Here is a 15,159-nt window from a genome sequence, read left to right as displayed (position 1 = left end):
CGGAGCGTTAGCGGAAATAGGGACTGGCCACAACTCCCGAAACGGCGTGAAATACAGCAAAGACAAGGTGAAATTTAAGTCATGTCCATCCTGCGATTGCCGGGACTGTCCCGGCGCGAGTTCCTGCCCGCGATGGGCTTTGCGTTTGCGGCGGGCCTGACGGCGTGTTCCGCGCCGGTTGACGATGCCGGGACTCCGCGCCGCATCGCCCGCCAGGTCGACCAGTTGATGACCACGCTGTCGCAGACCGAACTGGCCCGGAATCCTGAGCTGGCGACCCGTCTCGGACTGACCGAAGCGGCCGTCGGATACCCGTTCAACCGCTACCTGACCGACCGGTCGCAGGCGACCTATGAGCGGACCCGCGTGACCCGGCTGGAAATGCTGGAAGCGCTGGAACAGGCGCCCAAGCCGGCACCCGGCAGCCCGCAGGCCCGCCACCTGGACACCCTGATCGCGGCCTATCGCACGGCCGAGACGCTGTTCGTGCCGGGCCACGGCCAGGCCGGGCTGGGCATCGCCTATCCCTATGTCGCCGACCAGATGCGCGGCGCCTATATCGACGTGCCGGACCTGATGACCCGCGCCCATCCGGTGCGCACCGCCGAGGATGCACGCGCCTATGTCGCCCGTCTCTCGCAATTTGCCGATGCCATCGACGACGAGCGCCGGCGGCTGGACGCCGATGCGGCGGCGGGCGTCATCGCGCCGGATTTCATCCTGCGCCAGATGGCGGCCCTCGCCGCCCAGCATGGCGCCGGCCCGCCCGACACGCATATCCTGATCACCACGCTGGACAGCCTGCTGACCGGGCCGGACGACCTTGAGCCGGGCGAAGGCGAAAAGCTCGCCGCGCAGGCGCGGGGGCTGGTCGAAACCGAGATCCTGCCGGCCTATGCGCGCTTCGGTGCCCGCCTGACCGACCTGGCCAAAGGCGCACCCTCACAGCCCGGCGTCTGGCAATTGCCCAATGGCGACGCCTATTACGACGCCTCGCTGGCGGCCTATACGCATGCCGGGGTGAATGCCGAAGCGCTGCATTCGCTGGGCCAGCGCGAGGTGCTGGCGCTGGCCGACCAGCTGGACGCCGCGCTGACCGAGGCCGGATTCGTCGAGGGCACAGTGACCGAGCGGCTGGTGGCGCTGTCGGCCCTGCCGGACCAGGTCTACCCGCCAACCGAGGAAGGCCGCGCGGCCCTGCTGGCGCGGCTGGAAGACCTGCAAGCGCGGGCGGACGCGGCGCTGGCGCGGGAAATTCCGCGCGTGCCAAGGACGCAGGTGGCGATCCGCGCCGTGCCGGACTTCCTGCAGGCCTCATCGCCGGCAGCCTTCTACAGCGCCGCACCGGCCAATGGCACGGCGCCCGGCCTGTTCCAGATCAACCTGACCGATACGGCCGACTGGCCGGATTTCACGCTGGCGACGCTGGTGTTCCACGAGACGATTCCCGGCCACCACCTTGAAAGCGCTGTGACGGCCGAGCAGGCCAACCTGCCGCTGGCCCGGCAGATGATCTGGAATGTCGCCTATGGCGAAGGCTGGGGCGTCTATGCCGAGACGCTGGCCGACGACATGGGGCTTTATGCCGACGACCCGCTGGGACGGATCGGCTATCTGCAATCCCTGCTGTTCCGGGCCGCACGGCTGGTGGCCGATACCGGCATCCACCGGATGCGCTGGAGCCGCCAGCAGGCGATCGACTACCTGACCGGGGTGACCGGCCAGCCGGAAGTCGCGATGGCCGCCGAGGTCGACCGCTATACGGTCTGGCCCGGCCAGGCGGCGGCCTATTGGGTTGGCCGCCAGCGCATTCTCGACCTGCGCGAGCGGGCGATCCGCGTGCTCGGCCCGAAATTCGACCGCGCGGCATTCCATGAAATCATCCTGACAGGCGGCCCGCGCCCGCTCGACATTCTCGAGGCGGATGTCGAGCAATGGTACGGCGCACAGGTCGACCGGACGGATTAGCGGGCAGATTTCTCAAAACAATCCGGGTTCTGCCCTATTCCCGCCACGTCGCCTGCGCCATTCTGTCGGCAAGGACGCTTATTGGAGGGACGACCATGAGACTACGCGGATTGATACTGGCAGGTGTGGCAGCCACGGCGCTGCTGGCAGGATGCACGACGGATAGTGCAGTGACGGACGCAACCGTCGCGGACGTAAAGCCAACTGCACCGCCCCCTCCCCCGCCGCCGCCGCCGGCGCCGCTGGCCGAGATGGCCAGCCCGATGGTGGGCGGGATGGTCAACATGCAGGCGCGGTCGATGGCCAAGCCGATGCAGATGGTCGCCCCCGAGCCGGAATTCCGCGACAAGTATGAGGACGTCGAGTCCAACCCGGTGAAACTGACCAGCGAAGAGCCGGTCTCGACCTTCTCGATCGATGTCGACACGGCCTCCTATGCGAACGTGCGGCGGTTCCTGAAATCCGGCACCCTGCCGCCGAAGGACGCGGTACGGATCGAGGAGCTGATCAATTATTTCGATTATACCTATCCGCAGCCGAAGGCGGGCGAGGACCCGTTCTCGACCAGCGTGACGCTGATGCCGTCGCCGTTCAATGCGGGCCGCGAGCTGATCCAGATCGGCATCCAGGGCCGCGACATTGACCGGGACGCGCGCCCGCCGATCAACCTGACCCTGCTGATGGACGTGTCGGGGTCGATGTTCTCGGAAGACAAGCTGCCGCTGGCCAAGCAGGCGATCAAGCTGATGCTGGAAGAGATGGAGCCGACCGATACGGTGGCGATTGTCGTCTATGCGGGCGCGGCCGGGGAAATCCTGGCGCCGACGCCGGTGAGCGACAAGCGCAAGATCGTTGCGGCGCTGGAAGACCTGCGCGCGGGCGGATCGACGGCGGGCGGCGAAGGCTTGCGCCTGGCCTATTCGCTGGCCGAGCAGGGCATGAAGAAGGATGCGGTCAACCGCGTGATGCTGCTGACTGACGGCGACTTCAATGTCGGCATCTCGGACCCGGAACAGCTGGAGGATTTCGTGTCGCGCAAGCGTGAGACGGGGATCTACCTGTCGGTGCTGGGCTTCGGGCGCGGCAATTACAATGACGCGATGATGCAGAAGATTGCCCAGACCGGCAACGGCATCGCCGCCTATGTCGATACGCTGTCGGAAGCACGCAAGGTGCTGGCCGACGACCTGTCGGGCAACATCTTTCCGATTGCCGACGATGTGAAAATCCAGGTCGAGTTCAATCCCGACCGGATCGCGGAATACCGGTTGATCGGCTACGAGACGCGGATGCTGGACCGGGAAGACTTCAACAATGACAAGGTCGATGCCGGCGATATCGGCGCGGGCACAAGCGTGACGGCGATCTATGAGGTGACGCCGACCGGATCGGACGCCGCACAGATCGATCCGCTGCGCTATGGCGATGCGGCAAAGGCCGGCAGCGCGACAGGCGAGTATGCGTTCGTCAAGCTGCGCTACAAGGCGCCGGGCGCCACGGACTCAAAACTGCTGACCCATGCCGTGACCGACAAGGACCGCGTGGCGAGCGTCGACAAGGCGCCGGAATGGGCGCGCTTTGCGACCGCCGTGGCCGGGTTCGGTGAAATGCTGAAGGGCGGAGAGGCCCTTGGCACCGGTTTCGGATGGGAGGCAGTGCGAAACCTGGCGGCGGGTGCCAAGGGCGAGGATGAATTCGGTTACAGGGCCGAATTCATTGAACTGACCCGGCTGGCCGAGACCGCTGACGCACAGGCGGCGCTCAACCTGCCAGGACAGGGCGAATAGGCCTCAGGCGGCCATGCTGCGGGTGTGATCGGTAAAGCAGACGGTGCTGAAGCCTTCTTCGATATCGTGCACCATCAGCTTGCGCTGGGCTGCGTCGAATTCGACACCGAGGAAGACCGCATTGGCGCCGTAGCGCTCGGCGTCGGCCAGGGCCCAGATGGGCTGCAGGTCGTGCGGGCGGCCTGTCAGTTCCATCACCCGGATGAGGCGCCAGCCATAGGCGTCCGGCGCGGCGAAGATGACGACGCCGGGACTGCGCGCCCAAGGTGCATCCATTGCAACCCGCTGAAATTCCCAGGCCTTTCCAGACCGTCCCCGAAAGCTGACTACAACGCTCATGTTCTTGCTCCGTTCTTGTGTTCTGTTCCTAATATGTTCCAAAAGAACGCGCAAGAAGTTTTTGGTTAACAACGCGTTAACCAAATCGATTCGTTTTGCGGGGTTTACTTAACGACCGTGAAGCGCCGCGTGTCGAAAACGCGCAGCACCTGTTTCAGTTCGCGGCCCCGGCGCAGGATATGGCCGGCCGGGCCGTAGACGGCATACTGGCCCTGGCGGTTGGCCAGCGCCGGCTCCTTCTCGATCCGCCATGTCGGGTTCTCGGCATGGCGCCGGAAGATCGCGAAGATGGCGACATCCTTGTCCATGCCGATGGCATAGTCGCGCGCCTCGCCGGCGATGACGAGGCGGCCATAGACATCGAGGATCGGCTGCATTTCGGCCTTCTGGAAAGCGACACGGGGCTCGGGGGCAAGCTTGCGGGAAAACTTGTCCGTCACAGGAGCATTCCTCCGGCAGCGCCCTGCGCGGGCGTGAGAGCGCCCGCACGCCTAAACGCATTGTAATCGAATTGGGGCGATTTTACCGCAATTCGGCCTTGCGTGCGCCACCGGCGCCCCTCATCTTCTAGGTGTCGGGCGGAGGTGTATACCAAGCACCCCGGACCCATCAGCCCCCCCAGCCCCCTGGGGCGCCTGGTCAACTTCTGCCCGACACTTTCACTTCCTGCCAATCGACACTCCCGCGTCAGCGCCCGAACGGGCTGTCCTTTGCGCCATTGCGCACTGTTTTCAACAGATCCAGCACGGGCGTCACCACCTTGCCAGCCGTCTGCCCCACGCCGGAAGCCTGTTTCAGGCGCCGCGTGACATAGGCGTCGAGGTCTGCAGCCTCCGGCGAATCAACCCAGTACATCACGATCGGCGGAATCACCGAGGCGAGCAGGCCGCGCTTGGAATAGCGATTGTAATCGGTCGCTGTGTCGCCCGCGGCGGTCCAGACCATGTCGGCAACCGACCAGGCGCGCTGCATGGCGGTGCCGGCGCTCCAGGGCAGGAAACCGCGCGAGGCGGCACGGCGTACGGCTTCGCGGTTGGGTTCCAGGACGGCAAGCCAGGCGAGGAGGCCGTGCTTGACCCGCTCGTGCACGCGCAGGCCCGACAGGTCTTCAGCCGCGAGTTTCCCGCGTGCTTCAGCCTCTGCAGCGTCGAAAAAGGCCTCGATCAGGTCGATCACGCCGTGCGGGGCGGCGAGCGCCTGTTCCCCCTCGTTGAGCCCGGCCTCGCTTGCTGCGGCGGCGGCAGCGGCCTCGGTCCAGCCGTCAAAGGCGACGTGCGGCAACAAGGCGGCGAGCCATCGGGAACGAAGGGCCTGTGAAGGCGTTTGTGTCATATAACATCTTTGCATCATTTAAGGGGCTTGGCCAAATCGCTTCTTGCGTGATATAGCCGCCCCTTCATGGCCGACAAGGCCGCAGAAATTCGTCGGGGCGACGCCCCAAACCCAATGGAGAAGACCCATCGTACAGATCGTCGTCCGCGATAACAATGTTGAACAAGCCCTGCGCGCACTGAAGAAAAAGATGCAGCGCGAAGGCCTCTTCCGCGAAATGAAGGCCCGTCAGGCCTTTGAAAAGCCCTCCGAGAAAAAAGCCCGCCAGCGCGCCGAAGCCGTGCGCCGCGCGCGCAAGCTGGCCCGCAAGCGCGCCCAGCGTGAAGGTATTGTCTAGGCGACCCATCATCGCTTGTGCATTTGAGAAGCCCCGTCAGAGCAATCTGGCGGGGCTTTTTCGTTGGGGGACATGGCGCGGGCTGAGATGATGGGAGGGGTCGTTGAAAGTAGGCGTTGCTTTGGCAGCTGTTCGCGCGATTATGATGGCCCAATGAATGTGCTGACATTTGAGATCAAGCCGAGTCCTGAAACCAACGACCATGAAGTTCTTGTGCTCGTGGACGGAAAAACGGTGCTGGGCGAAGGCCTAATGGGCGTCGATCCACCTGAGTTCTTTGCGCAGTTCGCTAAGCCCAACGCTGGTCAATTGCTGGTCGGAAGGTGCGAATGCGGCGTTGTGGGATGCGGCGACTACCTCGTCGAAGTGGAAACCGCGACCGACAGCGTCATATGGCGTGGAGAAAAAGAATTTCGCTTTGAACGAAGCAGTTACGAAAACACCGTGCGCCAAGCGTCAAGCGAATTTTCATGGGAAGATCAGAAACGTCGCGGCGAAAGGCTCGCAAAGAAAATCCTTAATGGCTGCCGAACCGAAGATGGCTTCGCGTTCCAGTGGGCATCGGCTCGAATTGCACCAAAGACGATGCGGCTCTCATTCTTGAAGGCAGGTCAACAAAAAATGCTCGAATTTGGGTGGGATGAGGCCACCGACGAAAGCGTAATTCAGGGTGCTCGCCGCCTTAGGAGGCAACTCAACGAGCAGTAGCGGGACGACCGCCTTGGCCAATCCAGGCCACGTCAGCTTGGAGTTCCTGATGATTGTTCTGACGGGCTTCCGTTTTTTGGGGGGGTAAGCATGGGATCATCGGGCATGCGCCGCTGGACCCCCACCTAGCCTCCCCCTTTCAGGGGGAGGAACAGGCCGTGTTGTGGGGAGAGATTGGTGCACATGAGAGGGACTCCTCCCCCTGAAAGGGGGAGGCGGGGTGGGGGTCAGATTCGGGCCGCACGGGGCTCGTCCTTCGACTTCGCTCAGGATGAGCCCCTCTTCGGGATCAGCCGTTCTTGCGGCTGATCATGCGCTTGAAGACGCCGCCGAGGTCGCCGATGCCGGCGCCGTGGACAGCGCCTGCGCGGTAGACCTTGGTGGCGCCCCAGAGGATGAGCAGCGTCGTGGCTGCCATGATCACCATCTGGGCGGCGACTTCCCACATTGGCGGGTCGTTCGGCATGCGCAGGATCAGCAGGAAGGGCGTGAAGATCGGCACCCAGGCGGCGATGTCGACGACCGGCGAGCCGGGGTCCTGGAAGGCGATGAAGATGGCGAACATTGGCAGCATCAGCAGGATCATCATCGGGCTGAGCAGGGTCTGCGCCTCCTGGATCGTGTCGCAGAGCGAGCCCAGCGCCATGAAGATGACGCCGTACATGAGATAGCCGAGCACGAAGCTGATCAGGCCCGGGAGGATGATGCCGGGATCGGCAATCGCCGCCAGGAAGGGCGTGAACAGGTCAGCGCCGCCGGGCAGCTGGGTGGCAGCAAAGGCAGAGGCCGCGAGCGCGAAGAGCCCCCATGACGCCATCATGGTGGAGGTGACGGCAAACACGGCAAGCAGCTTGCCGGCGAGCAGCTCTGGCAGTTTCACCGAGGTCAGCAGCGTGTCGAAAATCTTGTTCGAACGCTCCTCGATCGTACCCATCAACAGGTACTGGATGATCGAGAAGATCATCAGCCAGAGGAAATAGGCGAGCCCGCCGGCGACATAGGTGGGGGCGCGGTCGGCCATGGTGACTTCCGAACCGGCGCTCGATTGTTCGGCAACGCTGCGAATGCGGCGGGCCGGGACGTCGATGGCGCTGGCCTCGACCTGTTCGAGGAAGTCTGCCGGCAGGCCCGCGTCGGCCAGCGCGTTGCGTTCAGCAAGGTGGCGCATGGCGGCGGCGGCGGTGTTGAGCAATGTGCTGACATTGACGTCATCGCTCCAGTATTCGAGCGTCTTGCCGTCCGCTGACGGAATGAAGGCCGCAAACAGGGGTTTGTCGCCGAGCGGGCCGGACACCAGTTTCTCGCCAAGCAGGTAGGGCCGCAGGGAATCGATATCGTCGGCCGGCGCGGGAACGCGGATGAACTTGCGCTCGCTGGCGGCATCATCGGCATTGATCTCGATACGCTGGCGCGATTCCGGCGGCAGGTTCATGCCGTCGACCATGTCCCTGGCCTGGCGGGCGGTTTCCTGCTCGCCGCGCGCGAACTGGTCGTCGATGGCGTCGGCATAGGTCGTGCCGGACTCGATCACGGCATAGTAGCGCACCGGCGTCGACTTCATGGCGAACACGGCGAACGAGCCGCCGATGATCATGAACAGCGGCACGGCGGCGAGGCTGAGCCAGAAGCCCCAGGCCCGGACATAGCCGAGATAGTCGCGCCGGAAAATCAGGTAGACATTGCGCATCAGGCGACCTCTTCGGGGTGCTGTGACCGGTCGAGCGCGGCGGCATCCGCCTCCCCGACCAGCGAGACGAAAACATCGCGCAGGCGCGCCTCTTCCGGGGCGAAGCCGACAATCGGGGCCGACGCCTCGATGGCGGCGCGCAGCGCATCCTGTGCGCCAACGCCCTTTGGCAGACTGATGCGCCAGGCGTCGCCGTGGCCGTCATCCGGCATGCGGTGGGCGGCAAGCCCTTTGGGGGCGAGCGCGGCGGCGAGATCGAACCCGGTTTCGACATTGATGCGCGCGCCATGGCCGAGCGCGCCATAGGCGTCTCCAAGCGTGCCGTCGAACACCTTGCGTCCGCGCGCCATCATGACGATGCGGTCGCACAGCCGTTCGGCGTGTTCCATGACATGGGTCGAGAACAGGATCGTGGCGCCGCGCGCATGTTCGGCGCGGACAAGGTCTTCGAGGATCTGCTGGTTGACCGGGTCGAGGCCGGAGAAGGGCTCGTCGAGGATCAGGAAATCCGGCCGGTGGGCCAGCGTGGAGAGGATCTGCACCTTCTGCGCCATGCCCTTGGAGAGCTTGGAGATGCGGGTGTTCTTGTCGTCGCCGAGGCCTGACGTGTCGAGCAGCTCGATGGCGCGGGCGCGGGCGTCGCGCGCAGTCATGCCCTTGAGGCGGGCAAAATGCTCGATCGAGGTGCGCGCCGTCATCTTCTTGTAGAGGCCGCGCTCTTCGGGAAGGAAGCCGACGCGCTTGAGGGTCGCGATGCCAGGCTTGGCGCCGAACAGGCTGACCGTGCCGGCATCCGGCTGCATCACGCCGAGGGCGATGCGCAGGCTGGTCGACTTGCCTGCGCCGTTCGGCCCGAGGAAGCCGATGATGCCGCCTTCCGGCACGTCGAGCGAGAGGTCACTAACGGCAGTGAACGTGCCAAAATGCTTGGTCACGTTGCGCAGCACCAGGGGTGAGATACTCATCCGGCCTCCTCGGCTTTGCGGAAATCCGAAATGCGTAGCGATTCCCGATAAGGATGAGGGTGTTTCACCCGGAACGCCTTGCCAAGCCCTTAAAGGAGACGCAGCATATCTCACATGAAGACGGATACGGCGCCCGCATCACCCGACTGCCTCTACCTGACGAAAAAGGACGAGGTACAGGTGCGCCGCCGTGTGCTGATCGAACGGGATCGCCTTCTCAGGCGGATCGAGGCTGCGCTGGACCGGATGGATGCCGGCCGTTACGGCCTGTGCACGCAATGCAACGGGAAAATCCCCCTGCGCCAGCTGGAGCAGGATCCGGCCCGAAAGGAATGTCCGGAATGCGTTGAGGCCAATACGCTGGCCTGAAGCCTAAAGCGCCAGTGTGAACAGCCAGATCAGGGCCTGCGTCACGAGCGCCGCCAGGACCAGCAGGACCACGGTGGCGATCCAGCGGCCGCCCAGGTTCAGGAACAGGCCGACAGCAAGGCCGAAAACTGCCATCAGGCCGAGCGAAATCATCCAGTTGACGCCGAGGGCGACGGCCAGCGTGGAATAGCCGATGATGAGAAAGGTCAGCAGCGCGGCCCATGTCCCGCCGACAATGAAGCCGTGCCAGGTGGCTTGCTGGGCCTGGATATCCATTTCGCCGTGATGGTATTCTCTGCTCGCCATGAGGCTTCTCCGTCAAACGTGTTGCAGGCGTCGTAATAGCGCAGGGGCCGGTCCGGTCAAGCGCGGCAAAGCGCGCGGCGCGGTCAGTTGAGATTGCGCTTGGAGGCCGGCGTTCTTGGCACCTTGGGCGTAAAGGCCCTGGGCAACGGCGCGGCGGGCACACCCTCTTCGGCCAGGGCCGCTGATTCCTCGGGCGTTGTCTCGCCCCAGATCGGCCGGTCGTCCTTTTCACCATAATACATGGCGCGGGCCTCGTCGGCGAAGCCATCGCCGACATAGTCGAAATTCCTGGCGACATGATCGCGTGCCTTGCGGGCGAGCTCTTCGGCCAGTTGGCTGGCCTCGCGCCGGGCGGCGGCCTGCTTGGGCGAACGCACCGACGGCGCCATGATCTGCTTGGAGACATTCGCGCCGGAACAGTCCGGACAGGTCACGAGGCGCTTCTTGACCTGACGGTCGAAGGCCTCCGACCCGGCAAACCAGGCTTCGAAGAGGTGTTCGCAATCACCACAGATGAGTGCGTAACGGATCATCGCCGGCCCTCAGGCCGCCTTGGCCAGCAGCGGGTCGAGCTTGCCGGCGCGTTCCAGCGCCATCAGCTCGTCACAGCCGCCGACATGCGTGCTGCCGATGAAAATCTGCGGGAAGGTCCGGGCGCCGCCGGAGCGTTCGACCATTTCGGCCTTCTTGGCGGCGTCCATGCCGGCATTGATTTCGGTCACCTTGACCTTCTTGTTCTTGAGCAAGGCCAGCGCGCGGCTGCAATAGGGGCAGAAGGCACGCGTATAGACTGTCACGTTCGGCATACAGGATAGTTCCTCAAAGCAAATTCGTTCGGCCCGTTATATGGTGACGTCTGTTTCGCGGACAACTCGCGCCAACACAAGCACATCCACATGGATGGCACCGGCCTGCGTGAGCGCCCTCGTACAGGCAGAGAGTGTCGCGCCGGTGGTTAACACATCGTCGACAAGCAGCACCCGACGGCCCGAAATCCGCGGCGCTGCGCGCTTGTTGATGGTAAACGCCCCGGCGACATTCCGGCGGCGCGCCCGGGCCGAAAGCCCGCCTTGGGTAGGTGTACGCCGCGTACGCTTTAGCGCATCGACGAGAAAAGGCGTGCCCGACCGGCGTGAAATTGCCGCAGCGAGCCAGCCCGACTGGTTGAACCCCCGGCGTACGAGGCGACTGTAATGCAGGGGGACCGGCACCAGGATATCGGCCTCCGCGAGCAGGTCGCTGCCGGCCCGCTGCATCCATCCGGCGAGGGTTTCGAGCCCGTCGCGGCGCCCGGACCGTTTCAGGTCCAGCACCGGGCGGCGCGACGCGGCATCGTAGACCATGGCGGCGCGGGCACGGTGCCAGCGCGGCGGACGGGCGATGCAGGGCGCACAGGCGGCCCCCTCGCCCATGTCGAAGCCGAGCGGGCTGCCGCAGCGGTCGCAGACCGGGCCGGTAAGGAAGTGGATCTGGGCGAATTCGTCCGGCGCGAGCGGACCCTTGCCGACGCCGCGCTGGCCCGAGACCAGGGACCGTGGCGGCCAGAGGAAGTCTGTCGCACCCCGCAAAAAGCCCTTTGCCTGCGCGCCGCTGCGGTCCATATCGCCCTGCATGACCCCTCCTTCGACCCCCGCCGCGCCACCGCATGTGTTCGACCGCGAGCGTGTGCGCCAGCGCCGCGACCGTGCGGCACCGGGCTTCCAGGATTATTCCTTCCTCAAGGCCCGCGTGTCGAGAGACCTTGTCGAACGGCTGGAAGATACGTCACGCACGTTCCAGTCGGGGCTGGAACTGGGCGCGCATGACGGCGGCGTGTCGGCGCTGCTGGAGGGCAGCAGCAAGATTGCGAATATGCGGGTGACGGACCCGTCAGAGGGCATGGTGGCGGCGGCCCGGGCGCGGGGCCTGAGCGCCGAAGTCGCCGACGAGGAAAACCTGCCCTATCCGCCGGAGAGTTTCGACCTGGTCCTGTCCGCCCTGTCGCTGCATTGGGTGAACGACCTGCCCGGCGCGCTGGTGCAGGTGCGCAAGGTGTTGAAGCCTGACGGCCTGTTCCTGGGCGCGCTGCTGGGTGCCGGGACGCTGCACGAACTGCGCACCAGCCTGGTCGAGGCGGAAGCCGAGATCATGGGGGGGATCGCGCCGCGCCTGTCGCCGCTGCCGGCGCTGGCCGACACGGCGGCGCTGATGCAGCGGGCAGGATTTGCCTTGCCGGTGGTCGATCGCGAGACAGTGACCGTGCGCTACGGCCACGTGCTGGGCCTGCTGGCAGACCTGAAGGGGATGGGCGAGCGCGCGGCCTTTGCCGACGGGCGGGGCCAGCCCCTGCCGCGGCGCGTGCTGGCACGCATGGTGGAAATCTATGACAAGCAGTTCCGCGACCCGGACGGGCGCGTGCGGGCGAGTTTCGAAGTGGTCTACCTGTCGGGCTGGGCGCCGGCACCGCACCAGCCGAAACCGCTGAAGCCCGGCAGCGCAAGAGTCAGCCTTGCCGACGCAGTGCGCCAGCATGCCAAAGCGGACAAGGACAAGCCGTGACGCCTAGGCGGATTCGATGGAATCGTTGGTGTTCTGGAAGGAATCGCCGGTCGCTTCGCCGAGCGAGCCGATACCGCTGATCAGCGCGAGCGCCATCAGGGCCAGCAGAAGCCCGTATTCGATGGCCGTTGCGCCCCCTTCGTCGGAGGCGTATCGCGAAAAAAGTGTTCCCAGCACCGCTCTGTCTCCCATCAGTTATCCGAGAGCACATCGAACAGCGGAATGTCTGCCGCAGGCGCCGGATAGTCATGCAAATCCCTTGGCGCGACCCAGGCAAGCGATTGCCCTTCAGCAGGTTGCGGTTCGCCGGACCAGGCACAACACCTGTAGAGTGGCATCAAAAGGTGAAAGTCAGGATAGGCAAAACTCGTGAAAGTGAGGGGTTCGAGCAAGGATTCGTCAACCATGATCGCCAATTCCTCGCGCAGTTCGCGCACCAGGGCATGCTCGGGCGTCTCGCCGGCCTCGACCTTGCCGCCCGGGAATTCCCAGAGACCGGCCATTGCCTTGCCGGCCGGGCGCTGGGCGAGAAGTATCCGGCCTTCCGAATCGTAAAGCGCCGCCGCGACGACCAGCACCAGCGGGCGTGTCATGTCCGGTAGGCACCGTTGATGTCGACATAGCCGTGGGTGAGATCGCAGGTCCAGACCTGGGTGGCGCACTCGCCGACCCCGACGTCGACCCGGATGGTGAATTCCGGCTGCGCGAACACGGCGCTGGCCGCCGCCTCGTCATAACCGGGTGCGCGCGCGCCATTCTCGGCAACGAGGACACCATCGAACCAGATCGACAGGCGCTCCTGGCTGATCGGTTCCAGCGACTTGCCAACCGCCATGACCACGCGGCCCCAATTGGCGTCGCCAGCCGCCATGGCGGTCTTGATCAGCGGTGAATTGGCGATGTGGCAGGCGATGGTCTTGGCCGAGAGGCGCGATACGGCCCCTTCGACGCGGACGGTGACGAACTTGCTGGCCCCTTCCCCGTCCTTGACGACCTGCAGGGCGAGGTCGAGGCAGGTGGCATGCAGGGCCGCCGCGAAGGCGGCAAACCGCGCGTCGTCGCGGCTGGCGATGACCGGCTCGCGATTGGCGCCGGTGGCGAACACCATCAGCGTGTCGGATGTCGAGGTATCGCCGTCGACCGTGATCGCATTGAACGTCTCGTCGGCAATCTCTTCCAGCAGGGCCTGCAGCACGTCCGGGGCGACCGCCGCGTCGGTGAAGACATAGGCCAGCATGGTCGCCATGTTGGGCGCGATCATGCCGGAGCCCTTGGCAATGCCGGCAAACCGGGTCGGCGCGCCGGCCAGGTCCACGGTGCGGCCGGACGCCTTGGGATAGGTGTCGGTGGTCATGAAGGCCCGCGCGCAGGCCTCCCAGTCCGGCGCGCCGAGGCGCTGTTCCAGGTCCGGCACGATGGCGCCGACATAGTTCGGGTCTGCCAGCGGTTCGCCGATCACGCCTGTGGCGGCCAGGAAACAGGACTCGCGCGGCACGTTGAGGCTGGCCGCGAGGGCCTTCAGGGTGGCGTCATTCTTCTCGACGCCCTTCGGGCCGGTAAAGGCGTTCGAATTGCCGGAATTGGCGATCAGGGCCCGGGCCGTGCCGCCGCCCTGTTTCAGCGCCTCACGGCACCAGAGGACATCGGCAGACGCCGTGTGCGACCGGGTGAACACGCCGGCGCAGGCCGTGCCCGCGTCGAAGGCAAACAAGAACACGTCGTCGCGTTCGATGCCGCGACGGGCATAGAAGCCGCGTGAGGCGGTGGCGGCGCGCACGCCCCGGACGGCCGGCAGGCTGGGAAAGGCTGGCGGCGCAAACGGCGATGGGATCAATTTCACAATTCGTTTCCTTCAGGAGCATCGGCAGGAGCAGGCTCGGGTGGCAGGGAGTCTTCCCTGATGTCGAGCTGGCGGGCCGGAATGGTGACCGACGCGGTCGAGCCTTCCTGGATCACCGCCTCGGTGCGCAGTTCGCGCAGGATCTGGCTGATCCGGTTGAGCGTGAGGAAGGTGACGATTTCAGGCCGCATTTCGTCGCGTGTCTTGGGCGCACGGGTGCGCCGGTCCTTGACCTTCAGGATGTGCCAGCCGTCGGCGCCCTTGAACGGCTTCGACACCTGGCCGACCGGCGTGTCGGCAATCATGACCGGAAAGGGGTCAGGCTGGTCATTGGGCGAGACATAGCCAAGGTCGCCATTCTCCATGCGCGTTGCGCTGTCGGTGGAATGGCTGCGCACCATGTTCTCGAAACTCTCACCGGCCTGGATCCGGTCGTAGATGTCCTGCGCCTCTGCCTCGGTCGCCACCAGGATGTGGGCGATCGAGACTTCGTCATTGGCCTGCTGGAGGCTGGCCTGTTCGGCATACATCCTGTCGATGGTCTCGTCGGTCACTTCGCGGGCGACCATGTCTTCCACCAGAAGGTTGCCGAGAATCCGCTCGCGGGCCATTTCGAGGCGCCGCAGGGAGGCCGGATCCTGGTCAAGGCCGCGGCGGACGGCTTCCTGTGCCATCAGCTTCTGGTCGATCAGCTGGTTGAGGATGAGCTTGTAGCTGGCATCCTTCGGGCCGAACGTCTCGCCGGCGGAGATGAGGCCACGCGCGACGGCCTCCAATTCGACATCACTGACATAGATTTTCTGGCCGTTGACCGTGGCGGCGGCCGCGCCGTCGACCACGACCGGCACTTCCTCTTCCCCGCCCTTGGCGCAGGCAGCCAGCAGAAGCAGGGCCATAGCGGCTGCCAGCCATGCCCAACCAGCCCTATGCGTGTTAAAAAACTGCACGATATACTCCCGTGATCGCTGATGGCATCGCATTGA

General features: G+C 65.0%; 19 protein-coding genes. 6 read left to right on the top strand and 13 right to left on the bottom strand.

Annotation, left to right across the window (positions count from 1 at the left end; all coding sequences use genetic code 11):
- Positions 1-81 precede the first annotated feature (81 nt).
- Together HJO_RS10450 and HJO_RS10445 are read left to right on the top strand one after the other, a co-directional pair.
- Positions 82-1,968, top strand: a complete 1,887-nt coding sequence (locus HJO_RS10450; protein WP_051618498.1) for a DUF885 domain-containing protein — start codon at positions 82-84, stop codon at positions 1,966-1,968.
- Positions 1,969-2,063: 95 nt separating this feature from the next.
- A complete protein-coding gene (locus HJO_RS10445; RefSeq protein ID WP_035616681.1) occupies positions 2,064-3,755 on the top strand; it encodes a vWA domain-containing protein in 1,692 nt (563 codons plus the stop codon).
- Positions 3,756-3,758: 3 nt separating this feature from the next.
- On the opposite strand, the gene HJO_RS10440 is transcribed toward HJO_RS10445, so the two are convergent.
- The 3 genes from HJO_RS10440 to HJO_RS10430 form a co-directional block, all read right to left on the bottom strand.
- Entirely contained in the window at positions 3,759-4,094 is a 336-nt protein-coding gene (locus HJO_RS10440) for a hypothetical protein (RefSeq protein ID WP_156945570.1), read from the bottom strand.
- A gap of 104 nt (positions 4,095-4,198) precedes the next feature.
- Positions 4,199-4,534, bottom strand: coding sequence for a DUF2794 domain-containing protein (locus HJO_RS10435; protein WP_035616678.1), 336 nt, complete (start codon positions 4,532-4,534; stop codon positions 4,199-4,201).
- A gap of 247 nt (positions 4,535-4,781) precedes the next feature.
- Positions 4,782-5,426, bottom strand: coding sequence for a COQ9 family protein (locus tag HJO_RS10430; RefSeq protein ID WP_035616676.1), 645 nt, complete (start codon positions 5,424-5,426; stop codon positions 4,782-4,784).
- Positions 5,427-5,553: 127 nt separating this feature from the next.
- Here HJO_RS10430 and rpsU point away from each other — a divergent pair, with 127 nt between their 5' ends.
- Positions 5,554-5,763, top strand: a complete 210-nt coding sequence (rpsU, locus tag HJO_RS18215) for a 30S ribosomal protein S21 (protein WP_034739875.1) — start codon at positions 5,554-5,556, stop codon at positions 5,761-5,763.
- A 153-nt stretch (positions 5,764-5,916) separates the two neighbouring features.
- Positions 5,917-6,471, top strand: a complete 555-nt coding sequence (locus HJO_RS10420) for a hypothetical protein (protein ID WP_035616674.1) — start codon at positions 5,917-5,919, stop codon at positions 6,469-6,471.
- A 289-nt stretch (positions 6,472-6,760) separates the two neighbouring features.
- Here the strand turns inward: HJO_RS10420 and HJO_RS10415 are convergent, their stop codons facing one another.
- On the bottom strand, positions 6,761-8,158 hold the full coding sequence (locus HJO_RS10415; RefSeq protein WP_051618497.1) for an ABC transporter permease: 1,398 nt from the start codon (positions 8,156-8,158) through the stop codon (positions 6,761-6,763).
- Complete coding sequence (locus tag HJO_RS10410) at positions 8,158-9,123, bottom strand: ABC transporter ATP-binding protein (RefSeq protein ID WP_035616673.1); 966 nt, start codon at positions 9,121-9,123, stop codon at positions 8,158-8,160. Before HJO_RS10410 ends, HJO_RS10415 begins: the two co-directional genes overlap by 1 nt.
- 114 nt (positions 9,124-9,237) lie before the next feature.
- Between HJO_RS10410 and HJO_RS10405 the strand changes: the two genes are divergently transcribed.
- Complete coding sequence (locus tag HJO_RS10405) at positions 9,238-9,492, top strand: TraR/DksA family transcriptional regulator (protein ID WP_035616672.1); 255 nt, start codon at positions 9,238-9,240, stop codon at positions 9,490-9,492.
- A 3-nt stretch (positions 9,493-9,495) separates the two neighbouring features.
- On the opposite strand, the gene HJO_RS10400 is transcribed toward HJO_RS10405, so the two are convergent.
- The 4 genes from HJO_RS10400 to HJO_RS10385 all read right to left on the bottom strand — a co-directional run bounded on the left by HJO_RS10400 (position 9,496) and on the right by HJO_RS10385 (position 11,411).
- A complete protein-coding gene (locus HJO_RS10400; RefSeq protein ID WP_035616671.1) occupies positions 9,496-9,798 on the bottom strand; it encodes an aa3-type cytochrome c oxidase subunit IV in 303 nt (100 codons plus the stop codon).
- Positions 9,799-9,881: 83 nt separating this feature from the next.
- Positions 9,882-10,331: a DUF1178 family protein gene (locus tag HJO_RS10395; RefSeq protein WP_035616669.1), complete on the bottom strand. Its 450-nt coding sequence runs from the start codon at positions 10,329-10,331 to the stop codon at positions 9,882-9,884.
- 9 nt (positions 10,332-10,340) lie between these two features.
- Positions 10,341-10,604, bottom strand: a complete 264-nt coding sequence (grxC, locus tag HJO_RS10390) for a glutaredoxin 3 (RefSeq protein WP_035616667.1) — start codon at positions 10,602-10,604, stop codon at positions 10,341-10,343.
- Positions 10,605-10,640: 36 nt separating this feature from the next.
- Positions 10,641-11,411, bottom strand: a complete 771-nt coding sequence (locus tag HJO_RS10385) for a ComF family protein (protein WP_035616666.1) — start codon at positions 11,409-11,411, stop codon at positions 10,641-10,643.
- Between HJO_RS10385 and HJO_RS10380 the strand changes: the two genes are divergently transcribed.
- On the top strand, positions 11,410-12,336 hold the full coding sequence (locus HJO_RS10380; protein ID WP_035616665.1) for a methyltransferase domain-containing protein: 927 nt from the start codon (positions 11,410-11,412) through the stop codon (positions 12,334-12,336). The two genes, HJO_RS10385 and HJO_RS10380, sit on opposite strands and share 2 nt — an antisense overlap.
- 3 nt (positions 12,337-12,339) lie before the next feature.
- On the opposite strand, the gene HJO_RS10375 is transcribed toward HJO_RS10380, so the two are convergent.
- The 4 genes from HJO_RS10375 to HJO_RS10360 are packed head-to-tail and all read right to left on the bottom strand — an operon-like array spanning position 12,340 to position 15,072.
- Positions 12,340-12,528, bottom strand: coding sequence for a Flp family type IVb pilin (locus HJO_RS10375; protein ID WP_035616664.1), 189 nt, complete (start codon positions 12,526-12,528; stop codon positions 12,340-12,342).
- Positions 12,528-12,929 carry an 8-oxo-dGTP diphosphatase MutT gene (gene mutT / locus HJO_RS10370; protein ID WP_035616663.1) on the bottom strand — a complete coding sequence of 134 codons (402 nt, stop codon included), beginning with the start codon at positions 12,927-12,929 and terminating at the stop codon, positions 12,528-12,530. The genes HJO_RS10375 and mutT overlap by 1 nt, the downstream gene beginning before the upstream one ends.
- On the bottom strand, positions 12,926-14,176 hold the full coding sequence (gene argJ / locus HJO_RS10365; RefSeq protein ID WP_035616662.1) for a bifunctional glutamate N-acetyltransferase/amino-acid acetyltransferase ArgJ: 1,251 nt from the start codon (positions 14,174-14,176) through the stop codon (positions 12,926-12,928). The genes mutT and argJ overlap by 4 nt, the downstream gene beginning before the upstream one ends.
- On the bottom strand, positions 14,173-15,072 hold the full coding sequence (locus tag HJO_RS10360) for a peptidylprolyl isomerase (RefSeq protein WP_051618496.1): 900 nt from the start codon (positions 15,070-15,072) through the stop codon (positions 14,173-14,175). The genes argJ and HJO_RS10360 overlap by 4 nt, the downstream gene beginning before the upstream one ends.
- Between the last annotated feature and the right edge of the window lie 87 nt (positions 15,073-15,159).

Origin of the sequence: Hyphomonas johnsonii MHS-2 (genome assembly GCF_000685275.1) — a bacterium.
Taxonomy (GTDB): Bacteria; Pseudomonadota; Alphaproteobacteria; order Caulobacterales; family Hyphomonadaceae; genus Hyphomonas; species Hyphomonas johnsonii.
Note: the sequence above shows the minus strand (reverse complement) of the source record. Positions and strands in the feature narration are given on the sequence as shown.